We start from the raw sequence: 19,242 nt of genomic DNA, 5'->3' as shown, positions 1-19,242 counted from the left end.
GCATCGCTGCGGGCTGGGTAAGTACCCTTACCGACTAACCTTCCAAGCATCCCCCGCAGGCGCAGTCCCATGGTCATACGGCTTGGCCAGCCACATGTAAATCAACCCCAACCCAATCACGATCGCAGTACTCAACACCATCGCGTAGTTGATGTACCACGCCGCATCCGGCGTGCGCGGCCAGGCCATGTTGATGATCGCGCTGACGCCATAGACCAGCGCGCCGATGTTCACGGCCCAGCCCCAGGTGCCGAGGGTGAATTTGCCGCTCGGTTTCCAGCCTTTCATACGTGCGTAAAGCGCCGCGAGCACGATCATCTGGAATGCCAGGTAGATGCCGATGGCCGCGAAGCTGACGATGGTTGCCACCGCATCCTGCAGGAAGAAGCCCAGCACAATGATCAGCGCCGGCAGGACGCCGGACACGAACAGTGCCGCAACCGGAACCTGGGTCGTAGGGGAAATCTTCTTCAGCAGTGAGCTGCCGATGACCATTTCATCCCGTGCGTAGGAATACAGCAGACGACTCGCCGCGGCTTGCAGGCTGATGACGCAGGAGATGAAGGAAATCATCACCACGCCCATCACCACTTTCGAACCGACCGGGCCAAAGGCGTTGTTGAGGATGGTGGTGACCGGGTCCTTGTCGGTGCCATTGATGACGGCTTGCATGTCTGGCACGGCGAGGATCAGCGCCAGGCAGGCGAACATCGCCGCGATGCCGCCGATGTAGATGGTCATGCGCATGGCCACCGGGATTTGCTTGCTCGGGTTCGGGGTTTCTTCGGCCACGTCGCCGCAAGCCTCGAAGCCGTAATACAGGAACATCCCGGCCAGTGAGGCGGTGAGGAACGCCGGCAGATACGAGCCGTCGATGCTGATATCGAAGGTGTTGAACAACACACTGATCGATTGATGACGTTCGAAAATCAGCAGGTAAACGCCGACGATCACTGCGCCGACCAGCTCGCAGAGGAAGCCGAACATGGCGATCCGCGCCAGCACTTTGGTACCGCTGAGGTTGACCAGGGTGGCGAACAGCGTCAGGAACAGTGCGATGACGATGTTGGTGTTGTTGTTCGGTTCAAAGCCCATCATCGCGGCCAGGTACGGACCGGCGCCCACCGCAACGGCGGCGATGGTGACGCACAGGGCGATGGAGTAGATCCAGCCGACCATCCACGCCCAGCGCTTGCCCACCAAGCGACGAGCCCACGGGTACACGCCGCCGGAAATCGGGAACTGCGAGACCACTTCACCGAAGATCAGGCACACCAGCAACTGGCCGCATCCGACCAGCAAATAAGCCCAGAACATCGGAGGCCCACCGGCGGCGAGGCACAGGCCGAACAGGGTATAAACCCCTACGACCGGAGAGAGATAAGTGAAGCCCAGGGCGAAGTTTTCCCACAGGCTCATGCTGCGATTGAAGTTTGAGGTGTAACCCAGCTTGCGCAGTTGCTCGGCATCGCTGTCGGCAACGGCTGCGGAGAGTTCGGGTGATGCACTCATGGTGTGTTAACTCCGGAAAATCGGCAGATTTCGGATGTCCGAAACCGTGACAGGGCCATGACGGCGCTGCCCGGATCGGTGGTTATTGTTTTGGTTGTCTGGGGTGGAGCCTGGTGGTGCTTGGTGCCGGTTTCTTCCTTGACGTAGCGGTGACGCCTTCGCGAGCAAGCCCGCTCCCACATTTGGAATGCATTCCCCTGTGGGAGCGGGCTTGCTCGCGAAGCTTTTAGTGCTTGAACATCACATGCCGAACGACGGTGTAGTCCTCCAGCCCGTACATGGACATGTCCTTGCCATAACCGGACAGTTTCTGACCGCCGTGCGGCATTTCGCTGACCAGCATGAAGTGTGTATTCACCCAGGTGCAGCCGTACTGCAAGCGTGCGGACAAGCGATGCGCACGACCGACGTCCGAGGTCCACACCGACGACGCCAGGCCGTAGTTCGAATCGTTGGCCCAGCCCAGCACCTGCGCTTCATCGGCGAACTTGGTCACCGACACCACCGGCCCGAACACTTCGCGACGGACGATTTCATCGTCCTGTTGCGCGTCGGCCAACACCGTCGGTTCGAAGAAGAAGCCATTGCCTTCAACAGCCTTGCCGCCAGTGATCAATCGGATATGCGGCTGCGCCAAGGCACGCTCGACAAACCCGGCCACGCGGTCGCGATGTTGCGCGGTGATCAGCGGGCCCAGTTCGGTCGACGGATCATCCTGCACGCCGTACTTGATGCTGCTGACCGCTTCGCCGAGCTTCTCGACGAATTTGTCGTAGATGCCTTCCTGCGCGTAGATGCGGCAGGCGGCGGTGCAGTCCTGGCCGGCGTTGTAGAAACCGAAGGTGCGAATGCCTTCCACGGCGGCGTCGATGTCAGCGTCGTCGAAGATGATCACCGGGGCCTTGCCGCCCAGTTCCATGTGCATGCGTTTGACGCTGTCGGCGGTGCTGGAAATGATGTTCGAACCGGTGGCGATCGAACCGGTCAGCGAGACCATGCGCACTTTCGGGTGTGTGACCAATGGATGACCAACCGTAGGACCACGACCGAACACCAGGTTCAGCACGCCGGCCGGGAAAATCTCCGACGCCAGTTCCGCCAGACGCAGCGCGGTCAGCGGGGTTTGTTCCGACGGCTTGAGCACCACGGTATTACCCGCGGCGAGGGCCGGGGCGATTTTCCAGGCGACCATCATCAGCGGGTAGTTCCACGGTGCGATGGACGCGATCACGCCGACCGGGTCGCGGCGGATCATCGAGGTGTGGCCGTGCAGGTATTCACCGCCCGCTGAACCGCTCATGCAACGGCTGGCGCCGGCGAAGAAACGGAACACGTCGGCAATCGCCGGGATCTCGTCGTTCAGTGCAGCACTGTAAGGCTTGCCGCAGTTGTCCGATTCCAGTTTGGCCAGCTCTTCGCCGTGGGTTTCAATGGCGTCGGCGAGTTTGAGCAGCAGCAGCGAACGTTCTTTCGGCGTGGTTTGCGACCAGCTTTCGAAGGCGCTGTCGGCGGCACGCACGGCGGCATCGACCTGGGCTTCACTGGCTTCGTTGATTTCCACCAGCACACGACCGAGGGCCGGGTTGAACACCGGTTGGGCGGGGCCTTCGCCGTCGATCAGTTGGCCATTGATCAAGAGTTTGGTTTGCATGGCTTTGTCCTTTTCGAAAGTGTTGTTTTCTTGTGGGAGCGGGCTTGCTCGCGAAGAGGCCATCACATTCAACATTGATGTTGTCTGATACACCGCTTTCGCGAGCAAGCCCGCTCCCACATTTGAACCGGTTCCTACAGGGGGTAGTCGTTGTTCGTTATTTCCCGCCACTGCCCGCAACGCTTTCGCCGCCACGGGTCAGGTAATAGGCGCCGAGGATCGGCAGCATGGTCACCATCATCACCAGCATCGCGACGACGTTGGTCACTGGCACATCCCGTGGGCGGCTGAGCTGGTTAAGCAGCCACAGCGGCAGGGTGCGTTCATGGCCAGCGGTGAAGGTGGTGACGATGATTTCGTCGAACGACAGGGCGAACGCCAACATGCCGCCGGCCAGCAAGGCCGAGCCGAGGTTCGGCAGGACGATGTAGCGAAAGGTCTGCCAGCCGTCGGCGCCGAGGTCCATCGAGGCCTCGATCAAACTGTGAGAAGTGCGACGCAAGCGGGCGATGACGTTGTTGTAGACGATCACCACACAGAAGGTCGCGTGACCGACGATGATGGTGAACATTCCCGGCTCGATCCCCAGTGTCTTGAAGGTCGCCAGCAACGCGATGCCGGTGATGATCCCCGGCAAGGCAATCGGCAGGATCAGCATCAGCGAGATGCCTTGCTTGCCGAAGAAATCCCGGCGGTACAACGCCGCCGATGCCAGCGTGCCGAGGACCAGCGCAATCAACGTCGCGACGGAGGCAATTTGCAGCGACAGCTTGATCGCTTCCAGCACGTCGGGTCGCAAGAACGCCACGCCGATCCACTTCAACGTGAAGCCTTTAGGCGGAAAACTGAACGCCGCGTCTTCAGTGTTGAAGGCGTACAGGAAGATGATCAGGATCGGAAAGTGAAGAAACAGCAACCCGCCCCAGGCCGCGATGCGCAAGCCAAGTGAGGCTTTCTCCCCGTGGGTTTCCGGCGCTGGTTTTTTTGCATCAGAGCGCATCGAAGGCCCCCAGTCGTTTCACGATAGTCAGGTAAATGGCGATCAACACAATCGGCACCAACGTGAAGGCCGCGGCCATCGGCATGTTGCCGATCGCGCCTTGCTGGGCGTACACCATGCTGCCGACGAAGTAGCCCGGCGGGCCCACCAGTTGCGGCACGATGAAGTCGCCCAGGGTCAGCGAAAAGGTGAAGATCGAACCGGCCGCGATGCCCGGAATCGACAGCGGCAAAGTCACTTGCATGAAAGTCTGTCGCGGCGTGGCGCCGAGGTCGGCCGAGGCTTGCAGCAAGGACGGCGGCAGACGTTCCAGCGAGGCCTGAATCGGCAGGATCATGAACGGCAGCCAGATGTAGACGAACACCATGAACCGGCCCAGGTGCGAGGTCGACAAGGTGCTGCCGCCGACGCCCGGAATCCCCAAAACGAATTGCAAAACCGGCTCAAGACCCAGGTGTTGAACGAACCATTGCGCCACGCCGCCCTTGGCCAGCAGCAAGGTCCAGGCATACGCCTTGACGATGTAACTGGCCCACATCGGCATCATCACCGCGATGTAGAAAAACGCCTTGGTTTTGCCGGTGGTGTAGCGCGCCATGTAGTAGGCGATCGGGAACGCGACGATGGCGCTGGCGATCGACACGACGACGGCCATGCTCAAGGTGCGCAGGATGATGTCGAAGTTCGACGGCTGGAACAGGGCCGCGAAGTTCGCCAGGGTCAGGTCGGGCGTGACCGCCATGGTGAAGTCATCGAAGGTGTAGAAGCCTTGCCACAGCAGAACCAGCAGCGAGCCGAGGTAGATCGCGCCGAACCACAGCAGCGGCGGCACTAGCAGCAGCGACAGGTAAAAATTCGGCCGGCGATACAGCAGGTTGGAAAACCTGCGCAACGGCGAGCCGCCGGCCGGGGTTTGAGGGAGCGCCACGCTGTTCATCTCACACCCCGCCGATAACGTTGTCGTGCAGCGGGATCATCGCTTCCCGTGCCCAGCGTGCGCTGATGCGTTGTCCGGTCTGATGTTGCGCGCTGACGTCCAGCCACTGGACGTTGGCCTGGCTGATGTTCAGGGTCTGGCCGTTTTCCAGTTTCAGTTCATAGCGCGTGGCGCTGCCCTGGTACTGAATGTCATGGAGCAAACCGCTGACTTCGATTTCATGACTGGCCAACGGTCCTTCAGCAAAACGCACGTGTTCCGGGCGAATCGAAAACGGCTGTGGATTGCCACTCAATTGTTTCGCCAGGTCGCCGCGAATCACGTTGGAGGTGCCGACGAATTCGGCGACAAAGGTTGTAGCCGGTTTCATGTAGAGGTTGCGCGGGGTATCGACCTGCTCGATGCGCCCTTTGTTGAACACCGCCACGCGATCCGACATCGACAGGGCTTCGGTCTGGTCGTGGGTGACGAAGATGAAGGTGATGCCGAGCTGGCGTTGCAGCTTCTTCAGTTCACCCTGCATTTGCTCGCGCAGTTTTAAATCGAGCGCGCCCAAGGGTTCATCGAGCAGCAGCACGCGCGGACGATTGACCAGGGCGCGGGCCAGGGCCACACGCTGGCGTTGGCCGCCGGACAGTTGCACCGGTTTGCGCTCGCCGTAGCCGCCGAGGGCGACCATGTCGAGGGCTTCTTCGGCGCGTTTCTGGCGTTCGGTTTTGCCGACGCCTTTGACTTTCAAACCGTAGGCGACGTTGTCGAGTACGTTCATGTGCGGAAACAACGCGTAATCCTGGAACACGGTGTTCACGTCACGCTGATACGGCGGCAGCCCGGCGGCCTCTAAGCCGTGAATACGGATAGAGCCAGCACTCGGTTGTTCGAAACCGGCGATCAGGCGCAGACAGGTGGTTTTGCCCGAACCGGAAGGGCCCAGCATGGAAAAGAACTCGCCGTCCTGGATATCGATGGAAACCCGGTCAACGGCCTTCACTTCGCCGAACTGACGGGAAACGTTGGTGAACTGGACTGCAAGCGTCATGGTGCGGTGCTCCAAAAAATCGAAGGCTGGTGATGATCGTTCCCACGCTCTGCGTGGGAATGCAGCCCGTGACGCTCTGCGTCACCTTTGCGCGAATGGACGCGGAGCGTCCGGTGATGCATTCCCACGCGGAGCGTGGGAACGATCGGTCTCAACAGGGGTTAACGGCCGCCCATGATCGCGATGTAGTCCTGGGTCCAGCGGCTGTACGGCACGAACTTGCCGCCTTCAGCCTGCGGGGTTTTCCAGAAGGCCAAATTGTCGAATTGATCGTAACCGTTGGTTTTGCAACCCTCGGCGCCGAGCAATTCGCTCTCCTTGCACCCCGCCGGAACCGACGGCAGCGAACCGAACCAGGCCGCCAGGTCACCCTGGACTTTCGGTTGCAGCGACCAGTCCATCCACTTGTAGGCGCAATTCGGGTGCTTGGCTTCGGCGTGCAACATGGTGGTGTCGGCCCACCCCGTTGCACCTTCTTTTGGAATGACCGAGGCAACCGGCTGCTTGTCCGCCACCAGGCCGTTGACCATGTAGCCCCAGGTGCTGGACGCCGCGACGCCTTCGTTTTTGACGTCGCTCATCTGGACCGTTGCGTCATGCCAGTAGCGGTGGATCAAGGGCTGTTGCTTGCGGAGCAGATCCAGCGCCGCTTTGTATTGCGCTTCGTTGAGCTGGTACGGGTCTTTGATGCCCAGTTCCGGCTGTTTCGATTTGAGATAAAGCGCCGCATCGGCGATGTAGATCGGGCCGTCGTAGGCCTGGACCCGGCCCTTGTTGGACTTGCCGTCCGGCAGGGTTTGCTCTTCGAACACCACGCTCCAGCTGTCCGGCGCCGTTTTGAAGATATTGGTGTTGTACATCAATACGTTCGGGCCCCATTGGTACGGGGTGCCGTAGGTTTGTTTATTGACGACGTACCACGGGCCATCCTTGAGTCGAGGGTCGATGTTCTTCCAGTTCGGGATCAACGCCGTGTTGATCGGCTGCACACGCTTGCCGGCGATCAACCGCAGGGAGGCGTCGCCGGATGCAGTCACCAGGTCGTAACCGCCCTTGGACATCAGGCTGACCATCTCATCGGAAGTGGCGGCAGTCTTGACGTTGATCTTGCAGCCGGTTTCCTTTTCGAAGCCGGTGACCCAGTCGTAGGCCTTGTCGCTTTCGCCACGTTCGATGTAGCCAGGCCAGGCCACAATATCCAGTTGACCTTCGCCGGCACCGACGGCTTTCAACGGTTCGGCGGCCTGGATACTGGCACTGGCCAGCAGCGCGGTGGTGATTGCACTGAGCAGTGCGGTCTTGTGCACGAACATGGGGTTTCCCTCTTCTTTAATTATGGTCGGGGCAGTTTTGAACGTGGTGAAGCAGGCCGTTAGCGGCTTGTTATAAGCGTAGTCAGAGATGCTGGCCGTGACGGGCCATGATGTGCCGCACCACGCTGTAGTCCTGGAGCGAATCGCTGGATAAGTCTTTGCCGTAGCCCGAACGCTTCAGGCCGCCGTGGGGCATTTCGCTGACCAGCATGAAATGGCTGTTGATCCAGGTGCAGCCGTACTGCAAGCGCGCTGCCACCTGCATCGCCTTGTCGAGGTTCTGGGTCCAGACCGAGGAGGCGAGGCCGTATTCCGAGTCGTTGGCCCAGTCCACGGCTTGTTCGAGCTGATCGAAACGGGTCACGGTGACCACCGGCCCGAACACTTCGCGCTGGACGATCTCATCAGTCTGCTTGCAACCGGCCAGCAAGGTTGGCTGGTAATAGAAGCCGGCACCGGAATGCACTGCCGCGCCGGTCACTCGTTCGATGTGCGGCTGGCCGAGGGCGCGCTCGACGAAACTGGCCACGCGATCACGCTGGCGGGTGCTGATCAGCGGGCCGATCTCGTTGTCGGCGTCGCGCTTGCCGGCAAACCGCAGGCTGCTGACCGCTGCGCCGAGTTCGGCCACCAAGCGGTCATGAATCCCGGCCTGTGCATAAATGCGGCAGGCCGCGGTGCAGTCCTGGCCGGCGTTGTAGTAGCCATAAGTGCGCACGCCTTCGACCACGGCTTGAATGTCCGCATCGTTGCAGACGATCACCGGCGCCTTGCCGCCGAGTTCGAGGTGAGTGCGTTTCAGGGTTTTCGCCGCGGCTTGCAGGATTTTTTGCCCGGTGACGATATCGCCGGTCAACGACACCATGCGCACTTTAGGATGACTGACCAAGTGGCTGCCGACGCCTTCACCGCCACCGCAAATGATGTTGATCACCCCGCGCGGCAGGATCTCGGCCAGCGCGGGCGCCAGGGCCAGAATCGACAGCGGCGTGTGTTCGGACGGCTTGAACACCAGTGTGTTGCCGGCGGCCAGGGCCGGGGCGATTTTCCACGCGGCCATCATGATCGGGTAGTTCCACGGCGCAATCGAGGCCACCACACCAATCGGATCGCGGCGAACCATGCTGGTGTAGCCCGGCAGGTATTCGCCGCTGAGCTGGCCAGTCTGGCAACGCACGGCGCCGGCAAAGAAGCGGAACACATCGACCGTCGCGCTCAAGTCATCCTGACGCGCCAGGTGCAACGGTTTGCCACAGTTCAGGGATTCGAGGCGGGCGAGGAGGTCGGCTTGTTTTTCGATGGCGTTGGCGATGTCCAGCAACAGGTTCGAGCGTTGTTGCGGTGTGGTCCGCGACCAACCGGCAAAGGCGCGGTGGGCGCCGAGGATCGCGGCTTCGACTTGCTCGGTGCTGGCTTCGGCGATGTGCGTCAGCACTTCCCCGGTGGCCGGGTTGAGGATCGGTTCGACAAACCCCTGGCCCGCGACCAATTCGCCATCGATCAACAACGCGGTGAACAACGGGGTCTGTGCGCCAGCCATTTTTCGGGTTCTCTTTTCTTGTGTGGCCATGCTGCTCCCTGTGACTGGGGCGCGGCCGTCTTATAGATGTACCAAGACTAGGCGCCGCACCCGAGGTCGACAAATACTAAATACTGAAGGTGGCGTTCGATTAAATAGATGGCTTGCGCCCGCCGTGGGGCTGCTCGCGGGCGACGGTCAGAAATGGGTCCACCAGCGCTGGGCGCGCGGTGCCCCGACGCCAGGCCAGGCCGACGTCGAGGGTCTGGCTCAGGTCGGCAATCGGCCGCGCTTCGATGATGTCGCCCTCCAGTGACCATGGGCGATAAGTCATGTCGGGCTGGATCGACACGCCCAAACCCGCTGCCACCAGGCTTCGCACCGCTTCCGTCGACGCTGTTCTCAAGGTTATGCGCGGTTGTAGGGAGGCCGCTGTCCACATGCGCTGGGCGTTGCGGTCCATTTCATCGACGTTCAGCTGAATCAACGGCTCACGGGCCACGTCGGCGAGGTTGATGCTGTCGTGTTCCAGCAGCGGATGCTGGGCTGGCAGCCACAGCCGATGGGGCGAGTGGGTCAGCACTTCGGTCTGCAAGGCGTGGCGGTCTTCGAGGTTGGAGAGGATCAGCACGCCAACATCGATCTCGCCGCTGACCAGCAAATGCTCGATGTAAGGGCGCTCGTCCTCCATCACCCGGATTTCGACGTTGGGGTAGGCGCGCTGGAAACGGGTGAGCAAGTCTGCGAGGTAATAACCCGCCACCAGGCTGGTCACACCGATGATCAACTGCCCGGCGACTTGATCGGTACTCTGCTGCAGGCTGCGTTTGGCGTTGTCCACCGTCGCCAGAATCAGGTGCGCCTGGCGTAGGAATTGGTGGCCCTGGTGGGTCAGCGTCATGCCCTTGGCGTGGCGGTTAAACAGGCCGACGCCGATTTCCTGCTCCAGTTGCTGGATCGCCAGGGTCAGTGTCGATTGGGAAATAAACGCGGTTTGTGCGGCGGCGGAGATCGAGCCGGTCTCGGCCACGGCGATGAAGTGACGGATCTGACGCAAGGTCATCATGGAGAAAGTACCCGGTGGGCGGTTTTTATAGATTTGCTTGAGTGTATATCCATTTTTCTGAAGGGTTGCGGTCGGCTGAGCGGCGCTACGCAACATCTCGAAGCACTCTCGCCCCCGAATGCCGGGCACTTTCGATCTAGGCTGGTGGCCTTATTGATCCGGTTAACCCCTTTTTTGGAGGCGGCAAATGAACACGCGTGGATTGCTCGATCAGCTACTCAAGTCCGGTCAAGACATGTTGCAGAACAAGGCCGGCGGCTCACAAAACAAGACCTCCGGCAGTGGTTTGGGCGGATTGCTCGGCGGCAGCGGTGGTTCGGGCGGCCTCGGCAGTTTGCTGTCGGGCGCGGGGGGTGGTGCGTTGGCGGCAGGCGCCATGGGGTTGCTGCTGGGCAGCAAGAAAGGGCGCAGTGTTGGCGGCAAGGTCCTGACTTATGGCGGCCTGGCTGCGTTGGGCGTGATTGCCTACAAGGCCTATGGCAACTGGCAGGCCCAGCAGGGCACCGCGGCGAAGACTGAACCGCAAACCATCGACCGCTTACCGGTGGCGCAAGTTGAACAGCACAGTCAGGCGATTCTCAAAGCATTAGTGGCAGCCGCTAAAGCTGATGGCCATGTCGATGAGCGGGAACGTGCGCTGATTGAAGGTGAATTCACTAAGCTTGATAACGATCAGGAGTTGCAGCACTGGCTGCACGCCGAACTGAACAAACCGCTGGACCCGGCCGACGTCGCCCGCGCCGCGAGTACGCCGGAAATGGCCGCAGAGATGTACATCGCCAGCGTGATGCTGGTGGATGAGGAGAGCTTCATGGAGAAGTCCTACCTGGATGAACTGGCGCGTCAGTTGAAGCTTGAGCCGGGGTTGAAGGCTGAGTTGGAGAAGCAAGTCAGGCAGGCGTCGTTATCGGTCGCCTGATCGGGTCGCTTACAACAAATCCCATCAGTGCTTTCCTGTATCACTGATGGGGTTTGTTTAGTTTCAGATTGGGCTTAAAAAGGCAACTAATGCTGTCATCCCCGATGAGGGATAGTGTTACCAAGGATTGGACATTTTAAAGTTTCCGCCGACCTCCTCCTTACTTCCCTTTAATGTAACGTGGTAACTGCCTTCGGCGGATTCACCTTCCAGTCCGAAGGTAACAGTTAGCGTGCCTTTCTCAATTTCCCGATTGACGCCATTTACGTCTACGGTCCATTTCAGGGAATCAGGGAGCTGGGCGACGTCCTCTGGATAGACCACGGTATGGAGGCCATCTTCCAGATCCTTCGGGGCACAAAGCGCTACCTGCCTGTATTGGCCTTCGTATCCGATGATGAATCTCGTACTCCCGTGAAGTCCGTAGTAGACCCTTTCACTTTTGAATATTTCTTTTGAGTTTTGCATGACATTTATTGTGCCTGTGGAGGCTTTTAGATCTTTTACAACATCGGCATAAGAAAGAGCAGGCATGACGAATTCCTTTCAAGTTTTGAAACTCGAGTTTCCGGAAGTTCGGGCTTAAGTGCTATTGACATAAATGACAGTTTTTTATCGTATCTTGGAATTGATTGAATGGTTTTTATATAAAACCAAGATGAGTCACCTAAAATCGGCTCATGGAGCTTCGGGTTGCGCTCTGACCAGGGCATTTTTTCAACAGTGCTACAGAGTCCAATGGCCCGTTTTCTTCCGATTCATCACGGGTACCTGGCTCCCGATCTGGCAGAAAGTCTCCCAGAGCTCATTCCACCGTCTTATAAATGAAACACCCTCAGCTATACTCCGCAACATTTCAACCGCCCCCGAGGACTGACTGTGAAGAACTGGACGTTGCGCCAACGCATCTTGGCGAGCTTTGCGGTGATTATCGCCATCATGCTGCTGATGGTCGTCGTCTCGTATTCCCGGCTGTTGAAGATCGAAACCAGCGAAGCCAGCGTTCGTGAAGACGCGCTGCCTGGGGTGTATTACAGCGCCATGATTCGTGGTGCCTGGGTCGACAGTTTCATCCAGACCCAGGAAATGCTTGGTTTTAGGGAAGGGCAGGGCATCAGCACTGAAGATGCCGCAGAATTCAAATCCTTTGAGGTGCATCTGCACGAGGAGATGAATAACTATCGCGGCACCATCACCACGGATGAAGACAAGGTCGAGTACGCCGACTTTGAAAAGCTCTATGACAATTACAACAAGGCCCTGGCGGCTGTGCTCGATTTGCATAAGCGCAATCAGGAAGCCGAAGCCATCAAGATGTTCAACGAGCAACTGACCCCGGCCTGGACCGCAGGTCGCATGAAACTCAATGACATCATTCGCGAAAACAAAAAAGTGGCCGACCGGGACATCGCGAACATTGATGACGCCGTGGTCACCGCGAAAACCATCATGGGCATTTCACTGCTGGTCGCGGTACTTGCAGCCGGTCTCTGCGGCCTGCTGTTGATGCGCGCAATCATGGCGCCAATGAACCGTATCGTCGAAATTCTCGAAGTCATGCGCACCGGTGATCTGAGCAACCGTCTGAACCTGGCGCGCAAGGACGAATTCGGCGCCGTGGAAACCGGCTTCAACGACATGATGACCGAGCTGACGTCCCTGGTGTCCCAGGCCCAGCGCTCCTCGGTGCAGGTCACCACCTCGGTGACCGAGATCGCTGCCACCTCCAAGCAACAGCAAGCGACCGCCACCGAAACCGCCGCCACTACCACCGAAATCGGCGCGACGTCCCGTGAGATTGCGGCCACTTCGCGGGATCTGGTGCGCACGATGACCGAAGTTTCCACCGCCGCCGATCAGGCCTCGGTGCTCGCCGGTTCCGGGCAGCAAGGCCTGGCGCGGATGGAAGAGACCATGCACTCGGTGATGGGCGCGGCCGATCTGGTCAACGCCAAACTGGCAATCCTCAATGAGAAGGCCGGCAACATCAATCAGGTGGTCGTGACCATCGTCAAGGTCGCTGACCAGACCAATCTGCTGTCGCTCAACGCGGCGATTGAGGCCGAAAAGGCCGGTGAATACGGCCGCGGGTTTGCCGTGGTCGCCACCGAAGTGCGGCGTCTGGCGGACCAGACCGCTGTTGCCACGTACGACATCGAGCAGATGGTGCGCGAGATCCAGTCGGCGGTGTCGGCCGGGGTGATGGGCATGGACAAGTTCTCTGAAGAAGTGCGCCGTGGTATGTCCGAAGTGCAGCAGGTCGGCGAGCAGCTGTCGCAGATCATCCATCAGGTTCAGGCATTGGCGCCGCGGGTGTTGATGGTCAACGAAGGCATGCAGGCCCAGGCCACGGGCGCCGAACAGATTAACCACGCGCTGGTGCAGTTGGGCGATGCCAGCAGCCAGACCGTCGAGTCCCTGCGCCAGGCCAGTTTCGCCATCGACGAATTGAGCCAGGTGGCCGTAGGGCTGCGGGGCGGCGTTTCGCGATTCAAAGTCTGATGAGCGAACCCACGGCCAAACGCACCGCCGTGAAGCCGGCGCTGCACTCATTGTTTCTGGTGTTCCGCATCGGCAACGAGCGCTATGCCCTGCAGGCCATCGAGGTGGCGGAAGTGCTGCCGCGCCTGCCGTTGAAACCGATTCCCCGCGCGCCGGACTGGGTGGCCGGGGTGTTCGCCTACCGCGGCGCGGTGGTGCCGGTGATCGACCTCAGTGCGCTGACGTTCGGCCAGCCGGCGCAGACCCGCACCAGCACCCGCCTGGTACTGGTCAATTACCGTCCGGATGAGTTCGCTGAGGCGCAATTGCTCGGGCTGATTCTGGAGCAGGCCACCGATACCTTGCGCTGCAACCCGGCGGATTTTCAGCCCTATGGCCTGGACAATCGTCAGGCGCCGTACCTTGGGCCGGTGCGTGAAGATGCTCAGGGTTTGCTGCAATGGGTGCGGGTTGCCGACTTGCTCGACGATCAGGTTCGCGCGCTGCTGTTTCCGTCGCAGCCGTTGGACCTGGCACTGCTTGAGGAACGGCCATGAGCAGTGATCAACGGTTTTTCGATTTTCTCAAAGAGCGCATCGGTCTCGACGTGACCTCGGTGGGCCCGGCGATCATCGAGCGTGCGGTGCGCCAGCGCAGCACGGCATCCAACGCGCTGACGGCCGATGAGTACTGGCACACCTTGCAGGGTTCGCAGGACGAGCAGCAGGCGTTGATCGAAGCGGTGATTGTCCCCGAGACCTGGTTTTTCCGTTACCCGGAATCCTTCGCCACGTTGGCGAAACTGGCCACCAAACGCCTGAACGACATCAACAACATGCGCGCACTGCGGATTCTCAGCCTGCCGTGTTCCACCGGTGAAGAACCGTATTCCATCGCCATGGCGTTGCTCGATGCCGGGTTACAGCCGCACCAGTTCAAGGTCGAAGGCATGGACGTCAGCCCGTTGTCGGTGGAAAAAGCCCGGCGCGCGCTGTACGGCAAGAATTCGTTTCGGGGTCAGGACATCGCCTTTCGCGACCGGCATTTCGCCGCCGAAGGCGAGGGCTATCGCCTCAGCGGGCGAGTGCTCGAACAAGTGCGTCTGCAGGTCGGCAATCTGCTGGATCCGATATTGTTGGCCAACGAGCCGCCGTATGACTTTGTGTTTTGCCGCAACCTGCTGATCTATTTCGATCAGCCGACCCAGCAGCAAGTGTTCGAAGTGCTCAAGCGTTTGACCCATGTGGATGGCGTGCTGTTTATCGGCCCGGCCGAGGGCAGTTTGCTCGGCCGTTTCGGCATGCGTTCGATCGGCATCCCGCAGTCCTTTGCGTTCAGTCGTCAGAGCGCACCAGAGCCTGCGCCCATTGCGACGTTCGTTCCGACGCCTCTGCCCGTGCACCAACCGGTGCGCAGCGTGACACCGCCGCCCGTTCGCAATCGACCCTTCGCAACGGTGGCGCCGCTGCCTGTCGTGACGAAAGTCGCCAATCCGGACACCGCCGCACTGCTGGCGAACATCGCCGCGCTGGCCAACGAAGGCAAAAGTGCCGAGGCCCGCGCCGCGTGCGATAGCTATTTGCGCAGTCATGAACCCGTGGCCCAAGTCTTCTACTGGCTGGGCTTGCTCAGCGATGTCGCCGGCAGAGTCCTTGAGGCTCAGGGTTTTTATCGCAAGGCGTTGTACCTCGACCCGCACCATCCCGACGCGTTGATGCACCTGGCGGCGTTGCTGCAATCCCTGGGCGACACGGCGGGAGCCAGACGATTGCAGGACCGCGCCGCCCGCAGTGAGCGCGCCGCTGACAGTGAGCGTAACCGATGATCGCCGCCGACACTTTTAGTCTCACCCATCAAGATGCCCAGGCCATCGATGACTGCTGGAACCGCATCGGTATCCACGGCGACAAGTCCTGCCCGCTACTGAGCGATCACATTCACTGCCGCAATTGCGCGGTGTATTCGGCCGCGGCGACGCGCTTGCTCGACCGCTACGCGTTACAACAGGAAGACCGCGGGCAAGTCTCCACGGCGGTCGAGAGCGAGGTGAAAACCCGTTCGCTGCTGATGTTCCGTCTGGGCGAAGAATGGCTGGCCCTGGCCACTCGCAGTCTGGTGGAAGTCGCGCCGCTGCAAGCGATTCATTCCCTGCCGCACCAACGCTCCCGGGCCTTGCTCGGCGTGGCGAATGTGCGCGGCGCGTTGGTGGCGTGCCTGTCGCTGGTGGAATTACTGGCGCTCGACGGCGCCAGCAGCGTGGCGACCGGCGCACGGGTCATGCCGAGGATGCTGATCATCGCTGCCCACGGCGGACCGGTGGTGGTGCCGGTGGATGAAGTGGACGGGATTCACGCCATCGACGAACACCTCCTCGAGGCGGCGTCCCGCTCCGGCACGCAGGCCAGCGCCAAATACACCCGTGGCGTGTTGCAATTCAAAGGTCGCAGCCTGCGTTGGCTGGATGAAGAACAGCTGCTGTCCGCCGTGACCCGGAGCCTCACATGACCCCCGAGCAAATGCGCGACGCCTCTTTGCTGGAACTGTTCAGTCTGGAAGCCGAGGCCCAGACCTTGGTGCTAAGCGCCGGCCTGCTGGCGCTCGAGCGCGATCCGACCCAGGCCGATTACCTCGAGTCGTGCATGCGCGCGGCCCACTCGCTCAAGGGCGCGGCGCGGATTGTCGGCGTCGATGCCGGGGTCAGCGTCGCCCATGTGATGGAAGATTACCTGGTCAGCGCCCAGGAAGGGCGCCTGTACCTTCGGCCCGAATACATTGATGCACTGTTGCAAGGCACCGATCTGCTGATGCGAATTGCGACGCCGAACAACGCTCCGGCGCCTGCGGATATCGAAGCTTACGTCGTCTTGATGGGACGGCTGCTTGATCACATGGTGGCTACCCCCATCGCGCCGCCGATGGCAGAACTTCAGCTGGAACCGCCGACGCCCAAGGCTGAACCGCCCATGCCGGCCGCCACCGACGCCCCCCCGGCAGCGCCCGCCGAGCCAACGCCCAAGACTAAACGCACCACCGAAAACGGCGAGCGGGTGCTGCGGGTCACGGCCGAACGCCTGAACAGCCTGCTTGATCTGTCGAGCAAATCCCTGGTGGAAACCCTGCGGCTCAAACCGCACCTGGCCACCATGCAACGCCTCAAGCGTATGCAGAACAAGGGCCTGCGGGCCCTGGAAAACCTCAACGTCCACCTCAAGGAACATGCCTTGAGTCTGGAAGCACAGGAAGCCCTCGAAGACGCTCGTCGGCTACTGGCTGAATCTCAGCAATTGCTGGTGGAAAAGAACGCCGAACTGGATGAGTTCGCCTGGCAGGCCAGTCAGCGGGCGCAGGTGTTGTACGACACCGCGCTGGCCTGCCGCATGCGGCCGTTTGCCGATGTGTTGGCCGGGCAAGGGCGCATGGTCCGCGACCTCGGTCGCAGCCTCGGCAAACAGGTGCGGCTGGAGATCGAGGGTGAGAAAACCCAGGTCGACCGCGACGTGTTGGAAAAGCTTGAAGCGCCGCTGACCCACCTGCTGCGCAATGCCGTGGATCACGGCATCGAATCCCCGGAGCAACGGCTATTGGCGGGCAAACCCGCTGAAGGCCTGATCCGTTTGCGCGCTTCCCATCAGGCCGGATTGTTGCTGCTGGAACTGAGTGATGACGGCAATGGCGTCGATCTGGAAAAGGTCCGCCGCAGCATCATCGAGCGCCAATTGTCCCCGGCCGAAACCGCCGCGCAATTGAGTGAAGAAGAGCTGCTGACCTTCCTGTTTCTACCGGGTTTCAGCCTGCGCGACACGGTCACCGAAGTCTCCGGGCGCGGCGTCGGACTGGATGCGGTCCAGCACATGGTTCGTCAGTTGCGTGGCGCGGTCGTGCTGGAGCAGGCGGCGGGCGAGGGCAGTCGTTTCCATCTTGAAGTGCCGCTGACCTTGTCGGTGGTGCGCAGTCTGGTGGTGGAAGTCGGTGACGAGGCGTATGCCTTCCCGCTGGCCCACATCGAACGGATGTGCGATCTGGAGCAGGCGGACATTGTCCAGGTCGAAGGCCGGCAACATTTCTGGCACGAAGGCCGGCATGTCGGGCTGGTCGCGGCCAGTCAGCTGTTGCAGCGTCCGGCGGGCCAGAACAGTCAGCAAACCCTCAAAGTGGTGGTGATTCGCGAGCGCGAGGCGATTTACGGCGTGGCGGTCGAGCGTTTTATCGGCGAGCGGACGTTGGTCGTTTTGCCGCTGGATGAGCGTCTGGGCAAGGTGCAGGACATTTCCGCCGGGGCCTTGCTCGACGACGGTTCGGTGGTGCTGATCGTCGACGTCGAGGACATGCTGCGTTCGGTGGACAAACTGCTCAATACCGGGCGTCTTGAGCGCATTGCCCGCCAAGGCCACCAGGCGGTTGAAGCGGCTCGAAAACGGATTCTGGTGGTCGACGATTCGCTGACCGTACGTGAGCTGCAACGCAAGTTGCTACTCAATCGCGGCTACGACGTGGCGGTGGCGGTGGACGGGATGGATGGCTGGAACGCCTTGCGATCGGAGGATTTCGATCTGCTTATCACTGACATCGATATGCCACGCATGGATGGCATCGAACTGGTGTCTTTATTGCGTCGGGACAATCGCCTGCAATCCCTGCCGGTGATGGTGGTGTCTTACAAGGATCGTGAAGAGGACCGTCGCCGTGGACTGGACGCTGGAGCCGACTATTATCTAGCCAAAGCCAGTTTTCATGACGACGCCCTGCTTGACGCGGTGGTTGAGCTCATTGGAGGAGCGCGTGTATGAAAATAGCGATCGTCAATGACATGCCCATGGCGGTAGAGGCTCTACGCCGCGCCTTGGCGTTCGAGCCGGCGCACGAGGTGGTCTGGGTCGCCAGTAATGGGGCCGAGGCGGTGCAGCGTTGCGCTGAAAATACGCCGGATCTGATTCTGATGGACTTGATCATGCCGGTGATGGATGGCATCGAGGCGACCCGGCGGATCATGGCCGAGACGCCGTGCGCGATTGTCATCGTTACGGTCGACCGCCAGCAGAACGTGCATCGGGTGTTTGAGGCCATGGGTCACGGCGCGCTGGATGTGGTCGATACGCCGGCCATCGGTGCCGGCAATGCCCAAGAGGCCGCGGCCCCGTTACTGCGCAAGATCATGAACATCGGTTGGCTGATCGGTGACCGTGGCAATCGCGAGCGTGCCGCCCCGAGCCCGCTGCGCAGTTCCGGTTCGCGCCAGCGCCTGATCGCCATTGGCTCATCCGCCGGTGGGCCGGCCGCGCTGGAAGTATTGCTCAAGGGGTTGCCGCGAGATTTTTCGGCCGCCATCGTTCTGGTGCAGCACGTGGACCAGGTGTTCGCCGCCGGCATGGCCGAATGGCTCAGCAGCGCCAGCGGCTTGAATGTGCGCCTGGCCCAGGAAGGTGAGCCTCCGCAGGCCGGCTCGGTGTTGCTGGCGGGCACCAACCACCATATTCGCTTGTTGAAAAACGGCACGCTGGCCTACACCGCCGAACCGGTCAACGAAATCTACCGGCCCTCGATCGATGTGTTCTTCGAGAGCGTGGCCAGTTACTGGAACGGCGATGCCGTGGGTGTTTTGCTCACCGGCATGGGACGCGATGGCGCACAGGGGCTTAAACTCATGCGCCAACAGGGCTACCTGACCATCGCTCAGGATCAGAACAGCAGTGCGGTGTACGGAATGCCGAAGGCGGCAGCGGCCATCGACGCCGCTGTGGAGATTCGCCCACTGGAAAAGATAGCGCCACGGTTGCTGGAAATTTTCCCCAAATGAACACTTTTCAC

Annotated in this window: 16 protein-coding genes; 7 read left to right on the top strand and 9 right to left on the bottom strand. The window is 60.7% G+C overall.

Translation table 11 applies throughout. The features are described 5' to 3' along the window. Positions 1–27: 27 nt before the first annotated feature. The 8 genes from KW848_RS20745 to KW848_RS20710 all read right to left on the bottom strand — a co-directional run bounded on the left by KW848_RS20745 (position 28) and on the right by KW848_RS20710 (position 10,037). A complete protein-coding gene (locus KW848_RS20745) occupies positions 28–1,512 on the bottom strand; it encodes an APC family permease (protein WP_218537926.1) in 1,485 nt (494 codons plus the stop codon). Between the two features lie 226 nt (positions 1,513–1,738). After that, a complete protein-coding gene (locus tag KW848_RS20740) occupies positions 1,739–3,163 on the bottom strand; it encodes a gamma-aminobutyraldehyde dehydrogenase (protein ID WP_218537925.1) in 1,425 nt (474 codons plus the stop codon). A 157-nt stretch (positions 3,164–3,320) separates the two neighbouring features. Next, positions 3,321–4,163, bottom strand: a complete 843-nt coding sequence (locus tag KW848_RS20735; RefSeq protein WP_111451389.1) for an ABC transporter permease — start codon at positions 4,161–4,163, stop codon at positions 3,321–3,323. Further along, positions 4,153–5,100, bottom strand: coding sequence for an ABC transporter permease (locus tag KW848_RS20730; protein ID WP_111451390.1), 948 nt, complete (start codon positions 5,098–5,100; stop codon positions 4,153–4,155). The genes KW848_RS20735 and KW848_RS20730 overlap by 11 nt, the downstream gene beginning before the upstream one ends. Position 5,101: 1 nt before the next feature. After that, positions 5,102–6,139 carry an ABC transporter ATP-binding protein gene (locus KW848_RS20725; protein WP_111451391.1) on the bottom strand — a complete coding sequence of 346 codons (1,038 nt, stop codon included), beginning with the start codon at positions 6,137–6,139 and terminating at the stop codon, positions 5,102–5,104. Between the two features lie 161 nt (positions 6,140–6,300). After that, positions 6,301–7,452: a putative ABC transporter substrate-binding protein YdcS gene (gene ydcS / locus KW848_RS20720; RefSeq protein ID WP_111451392.1), complete on the bottom strand. Its 1,152-nt coding sequence runs from the start codon at positions 7,450–7,452 to the stop codon at positions 6,301–6,303. An 82-nt stretch (positions 7,453–7,534) separates the two neighbouring features. Then, on the bottom strand, positions 7,535–9,022 hold the full coding sequence (locus KW848_RS20715; protein WP_111451393.1) for a gamma-aminobutyraldehyde dehydrogenase: 1,488 nt from the start codon (positions 9,020–9,022) through the stop codon (positions 7,535–7,537). A gap of 100 nt (positions 9,023–9,122) precedes the next feature. After that, positions 9,123–10,037, bottom strand: coding sequence for a LysR family transcriptional regulator (locus KW848_RS20710; RefSeq protein ID WP_008151654.1), 915 nt, complete (start codon positions 10,035–10,037; stop codon positions 9,123–9,125). 187 nt (positions 10,038–10,224) lie between these two features. Here KW848_RS20710 and KW848_RS20705 point away from each other — a divergent pair, with 187 nt between their 5' ends. Further along, the gene (locus KW848_RS20705) at positions 10,225–10,956 is read left to right on the top strand and encodes a tellurite resistance TerB family protein (protein ID WP_218537924.1); all 732 of its coding nucleotides are present in this window, start codon (positions 10,225–10,227) and stop codon (positions 10,954–10,956) included. Between the two features lie 117 nt (positions 10,957–11,073). Here the strand turns inward: KW848_RS20705 and KW848_RS20700 are convergent, their stop codons facing one another. Continuing rightward, positions 11,074–11,490, bottom strand: coding sequence for a hypothetical protein (locus KW848_RS20700; RefSeq protein WP_218537923.1), 417 nt, complete (start codon positions 11,488–11,490; stop codon positions 11,074–11,076). 405 nt (positions 11,491–11,895) lie between these two features. On the opposite strand from KW848_RS20700, the gene KW848_RS20695 reads away from it, so the two are divergent. From KW848_RS20695 to KW848_RS20670, 6 genes are read left to right on the top strand one after another with little or no spacing between them, the layout of a single operon-like run. After that, complete coding sequence (locus KW848_RS20695) at positions 11,896–13,458, top strand: methyl-accepting chemotaxis protein (protein ID WP_375154726.1); 1,563 nt, start codon at positions 11,896–11,898, stop codon at positions 13,456–13,458. Continuing rightward, the gene (locus tag KW848_RS20690; RefSeq protein WP_218537921.1) at positions 13,458–13,994 is read left to right on the top strand and encodes a chemotaxis protein CheW; all 537 of its coding nucleotides are present in this window, start codon (positions 13,458–13,460) and stop codon (positions 13,992–13,994) included. Before KW848_RS20695 ends, KW848_RS20690 begins: the two co-directional genes overlap by 1 nt. Then, entirely contained in the window at positions 13,991–15,262 is a 1,272-nt protein-coding gene (locus KW848_RS20685; protein WP_218537920.1) for a CheR family methyltransferase, read from the top strand. The genes KW848_RS20690 and KW848_RS20685 overlap by 4 nt, the downstream gene beginning before the upstream one ends. Further along, the gene (locus KW848_RS20680) at positions 15,259–15,942 is read left to right on the top strand and encodes a chemotaxis protein CheW (RefSeq protein ID WP_218537919.1); all 684 of its coding nucleotides are present in this window, start codon (positions 15,259–15,261) and stop codon (positions 15,940–15,942) included. Before KW848_RS20685 ends, KW848_RS20680 begins: the two co-directional genes overlap by 4 nt. After that, the gene (locus tag KW848_RS20675) at positions 15,939–18,224 is read left to right on the top strand and encodes a hybrid sensor histidine kinase/response regulator (protein WP_218537918.1); all 2,286 of its coding nucleotides are present in this window, start codon (positions 15,939–15,941) and stop codon (positions 18,222–18,224) included. Before KW848_RS20680 ends, KW848_RS20675 begins: the two co-directional genes overlap by 4 nt. Continuing rightward, positions 18,221–19,231, top strand: coding sequence for a chemotaxis response regulator protein-glutamate methylesterase (locus tag KW848_RS20670; protein WP_218537917.1), 1,011 nt, complete (start codon positions 18,221–18,223; stop codon positions 19,229–19,231). The genes KW848_RS20675 and KW848_RS20670 overlap by 4 nt, the downstream gene beginning before the upstream one ends. The last annotated feature ends 11 nt before the right edge of the window (positions 19,232–19,242 follow it).

Source organism: Pseudomonas sp. PDM25, assembly GCF_019219045.1.
GTDB lineage: Bacteria > Pseudomonadota > Gammaproteobacteria > Pseudomonadales > Pseudomonadaceae > Aquipseudomonas.
This window is presented reverse-complemented; position numbering and strand designations above follow the sequence as displayed.

Excerpts from the sequence above, each read along its gene's own strand:
- KW848_RS20745 (WP_218537926.1), bottom strand. The coding sequence starts at position 1,512 with ATGAGTGCATCACCCGAACTCTCCGCAGCCGTTGCCGACAGCGATGCC.
- KW848_RS20740 (WP_218537925.1), bottom strand. The coding sequence starts at position 3,163 with ATGCAAACCAAACTCTTGATCAATGGCCAACTGATCGACGGCGAAGGC.
- KW848_RS20735 (WP_111451389.1), bottom strand. The coding sequence starts at position 4,163 with ATGCGCTCTGATGCAAAAAAACCAGCGCCGGAAACCCACGGGGAGAAA.
- KW848_RS20730 (WP_111451390.1), bottom strand. The coding sequence starts at position 5,100 with ATGAACAGCGTGGCGCTCCCTCAAACCCCGGCCGGCGGCTCGCCGTTG.
- KW848_RS20725 (WP_111451391.1), bottom strand. The coding sequence starts at position 6,139 with ATGACGCTTGCAGTCCAGTTCACCAACGTTTCCCGTCAGTTCGGCGAA.
- ydcS (WP_111451392.1), bottom strand. The coding sequence starts at position 7,452 with ATGTTCGTGCACAAGACCGCACTGCTCAGTGCAATCACCACCGCGCTG.
- KW848_RS20715 (WP_111451393.1), bottom strand. The coding sequence starts at position 9,022 with ATGGCCACACAAGAAAAGAGAACCCGAAAAATGGCTGGCGCACAGACC.
- KW848_RS20710 (WP_008151654.1), bottom strand. The coding sequence starts at position 10,037 with ATGATGACCTTGCGTCAGATCCGTCACTTCATCGCCGTGGCCGAGACC.
- KW848_RS20705 (WP_218537924.1), top strand. The coding sequence starts at position 10,225 with ATGAACACGCGTGGATTGCTCGATCAGCTACTCAAGTCCGGTCAAGAC.
- KW848_RS20700 (WP_218537923.1), bottom strand. The coding sequence starts at position 11,490 with ATGCCTGCTCTTTCTTATGCCGATGTTGTAAAAGATCTAAAAGCCTCC.
- KW848_RS20695 (WP_375154726.1), top strand. The coding sequence starts at position 11,896 with ATGCTGCTGATGGTCGTCGTCTCGTATTCCCGGCTGTTGAAGATCGAA.
- KW848_RS20690 (WP_218537921.1), top strand. The coding sequence starts at position 13,458 with ATGAGCGAACCCACGGCCAAACGCACCGCCGTGAAGCCGGCGCTGCAC.
- KW848_RS20685 (WP_218537920.1), top strand. The coding sequence starts at position 13,991 with ATGAGCAGTGATCAACGGTTTTTCGATTTTCTCAAAGAGCGCATCGGT.
- KW848_RS20680 (WP_218537919.1), top strand. The coding sequence starts at position 15,259 with ATGATCGCCGCCGACACTTTTAGTCTCACCCATCAAGATGCCCAGGCC.
- KW848_RS20675 (WP_218537918.1), top strand. The coding sequence starts at position 15,939 with ATGACCCCCGAGCAAATGCGCGACGCCTCTTTGCTGGAACTGTTCAGT.
- KW848_RS20670 (WP_218537917.1), top strand. The coding sequence starts at position 18,221 with ATGAAAATAGCGATCGTCAATGACATGCCCATGGCGGTAGAGGCTCTA.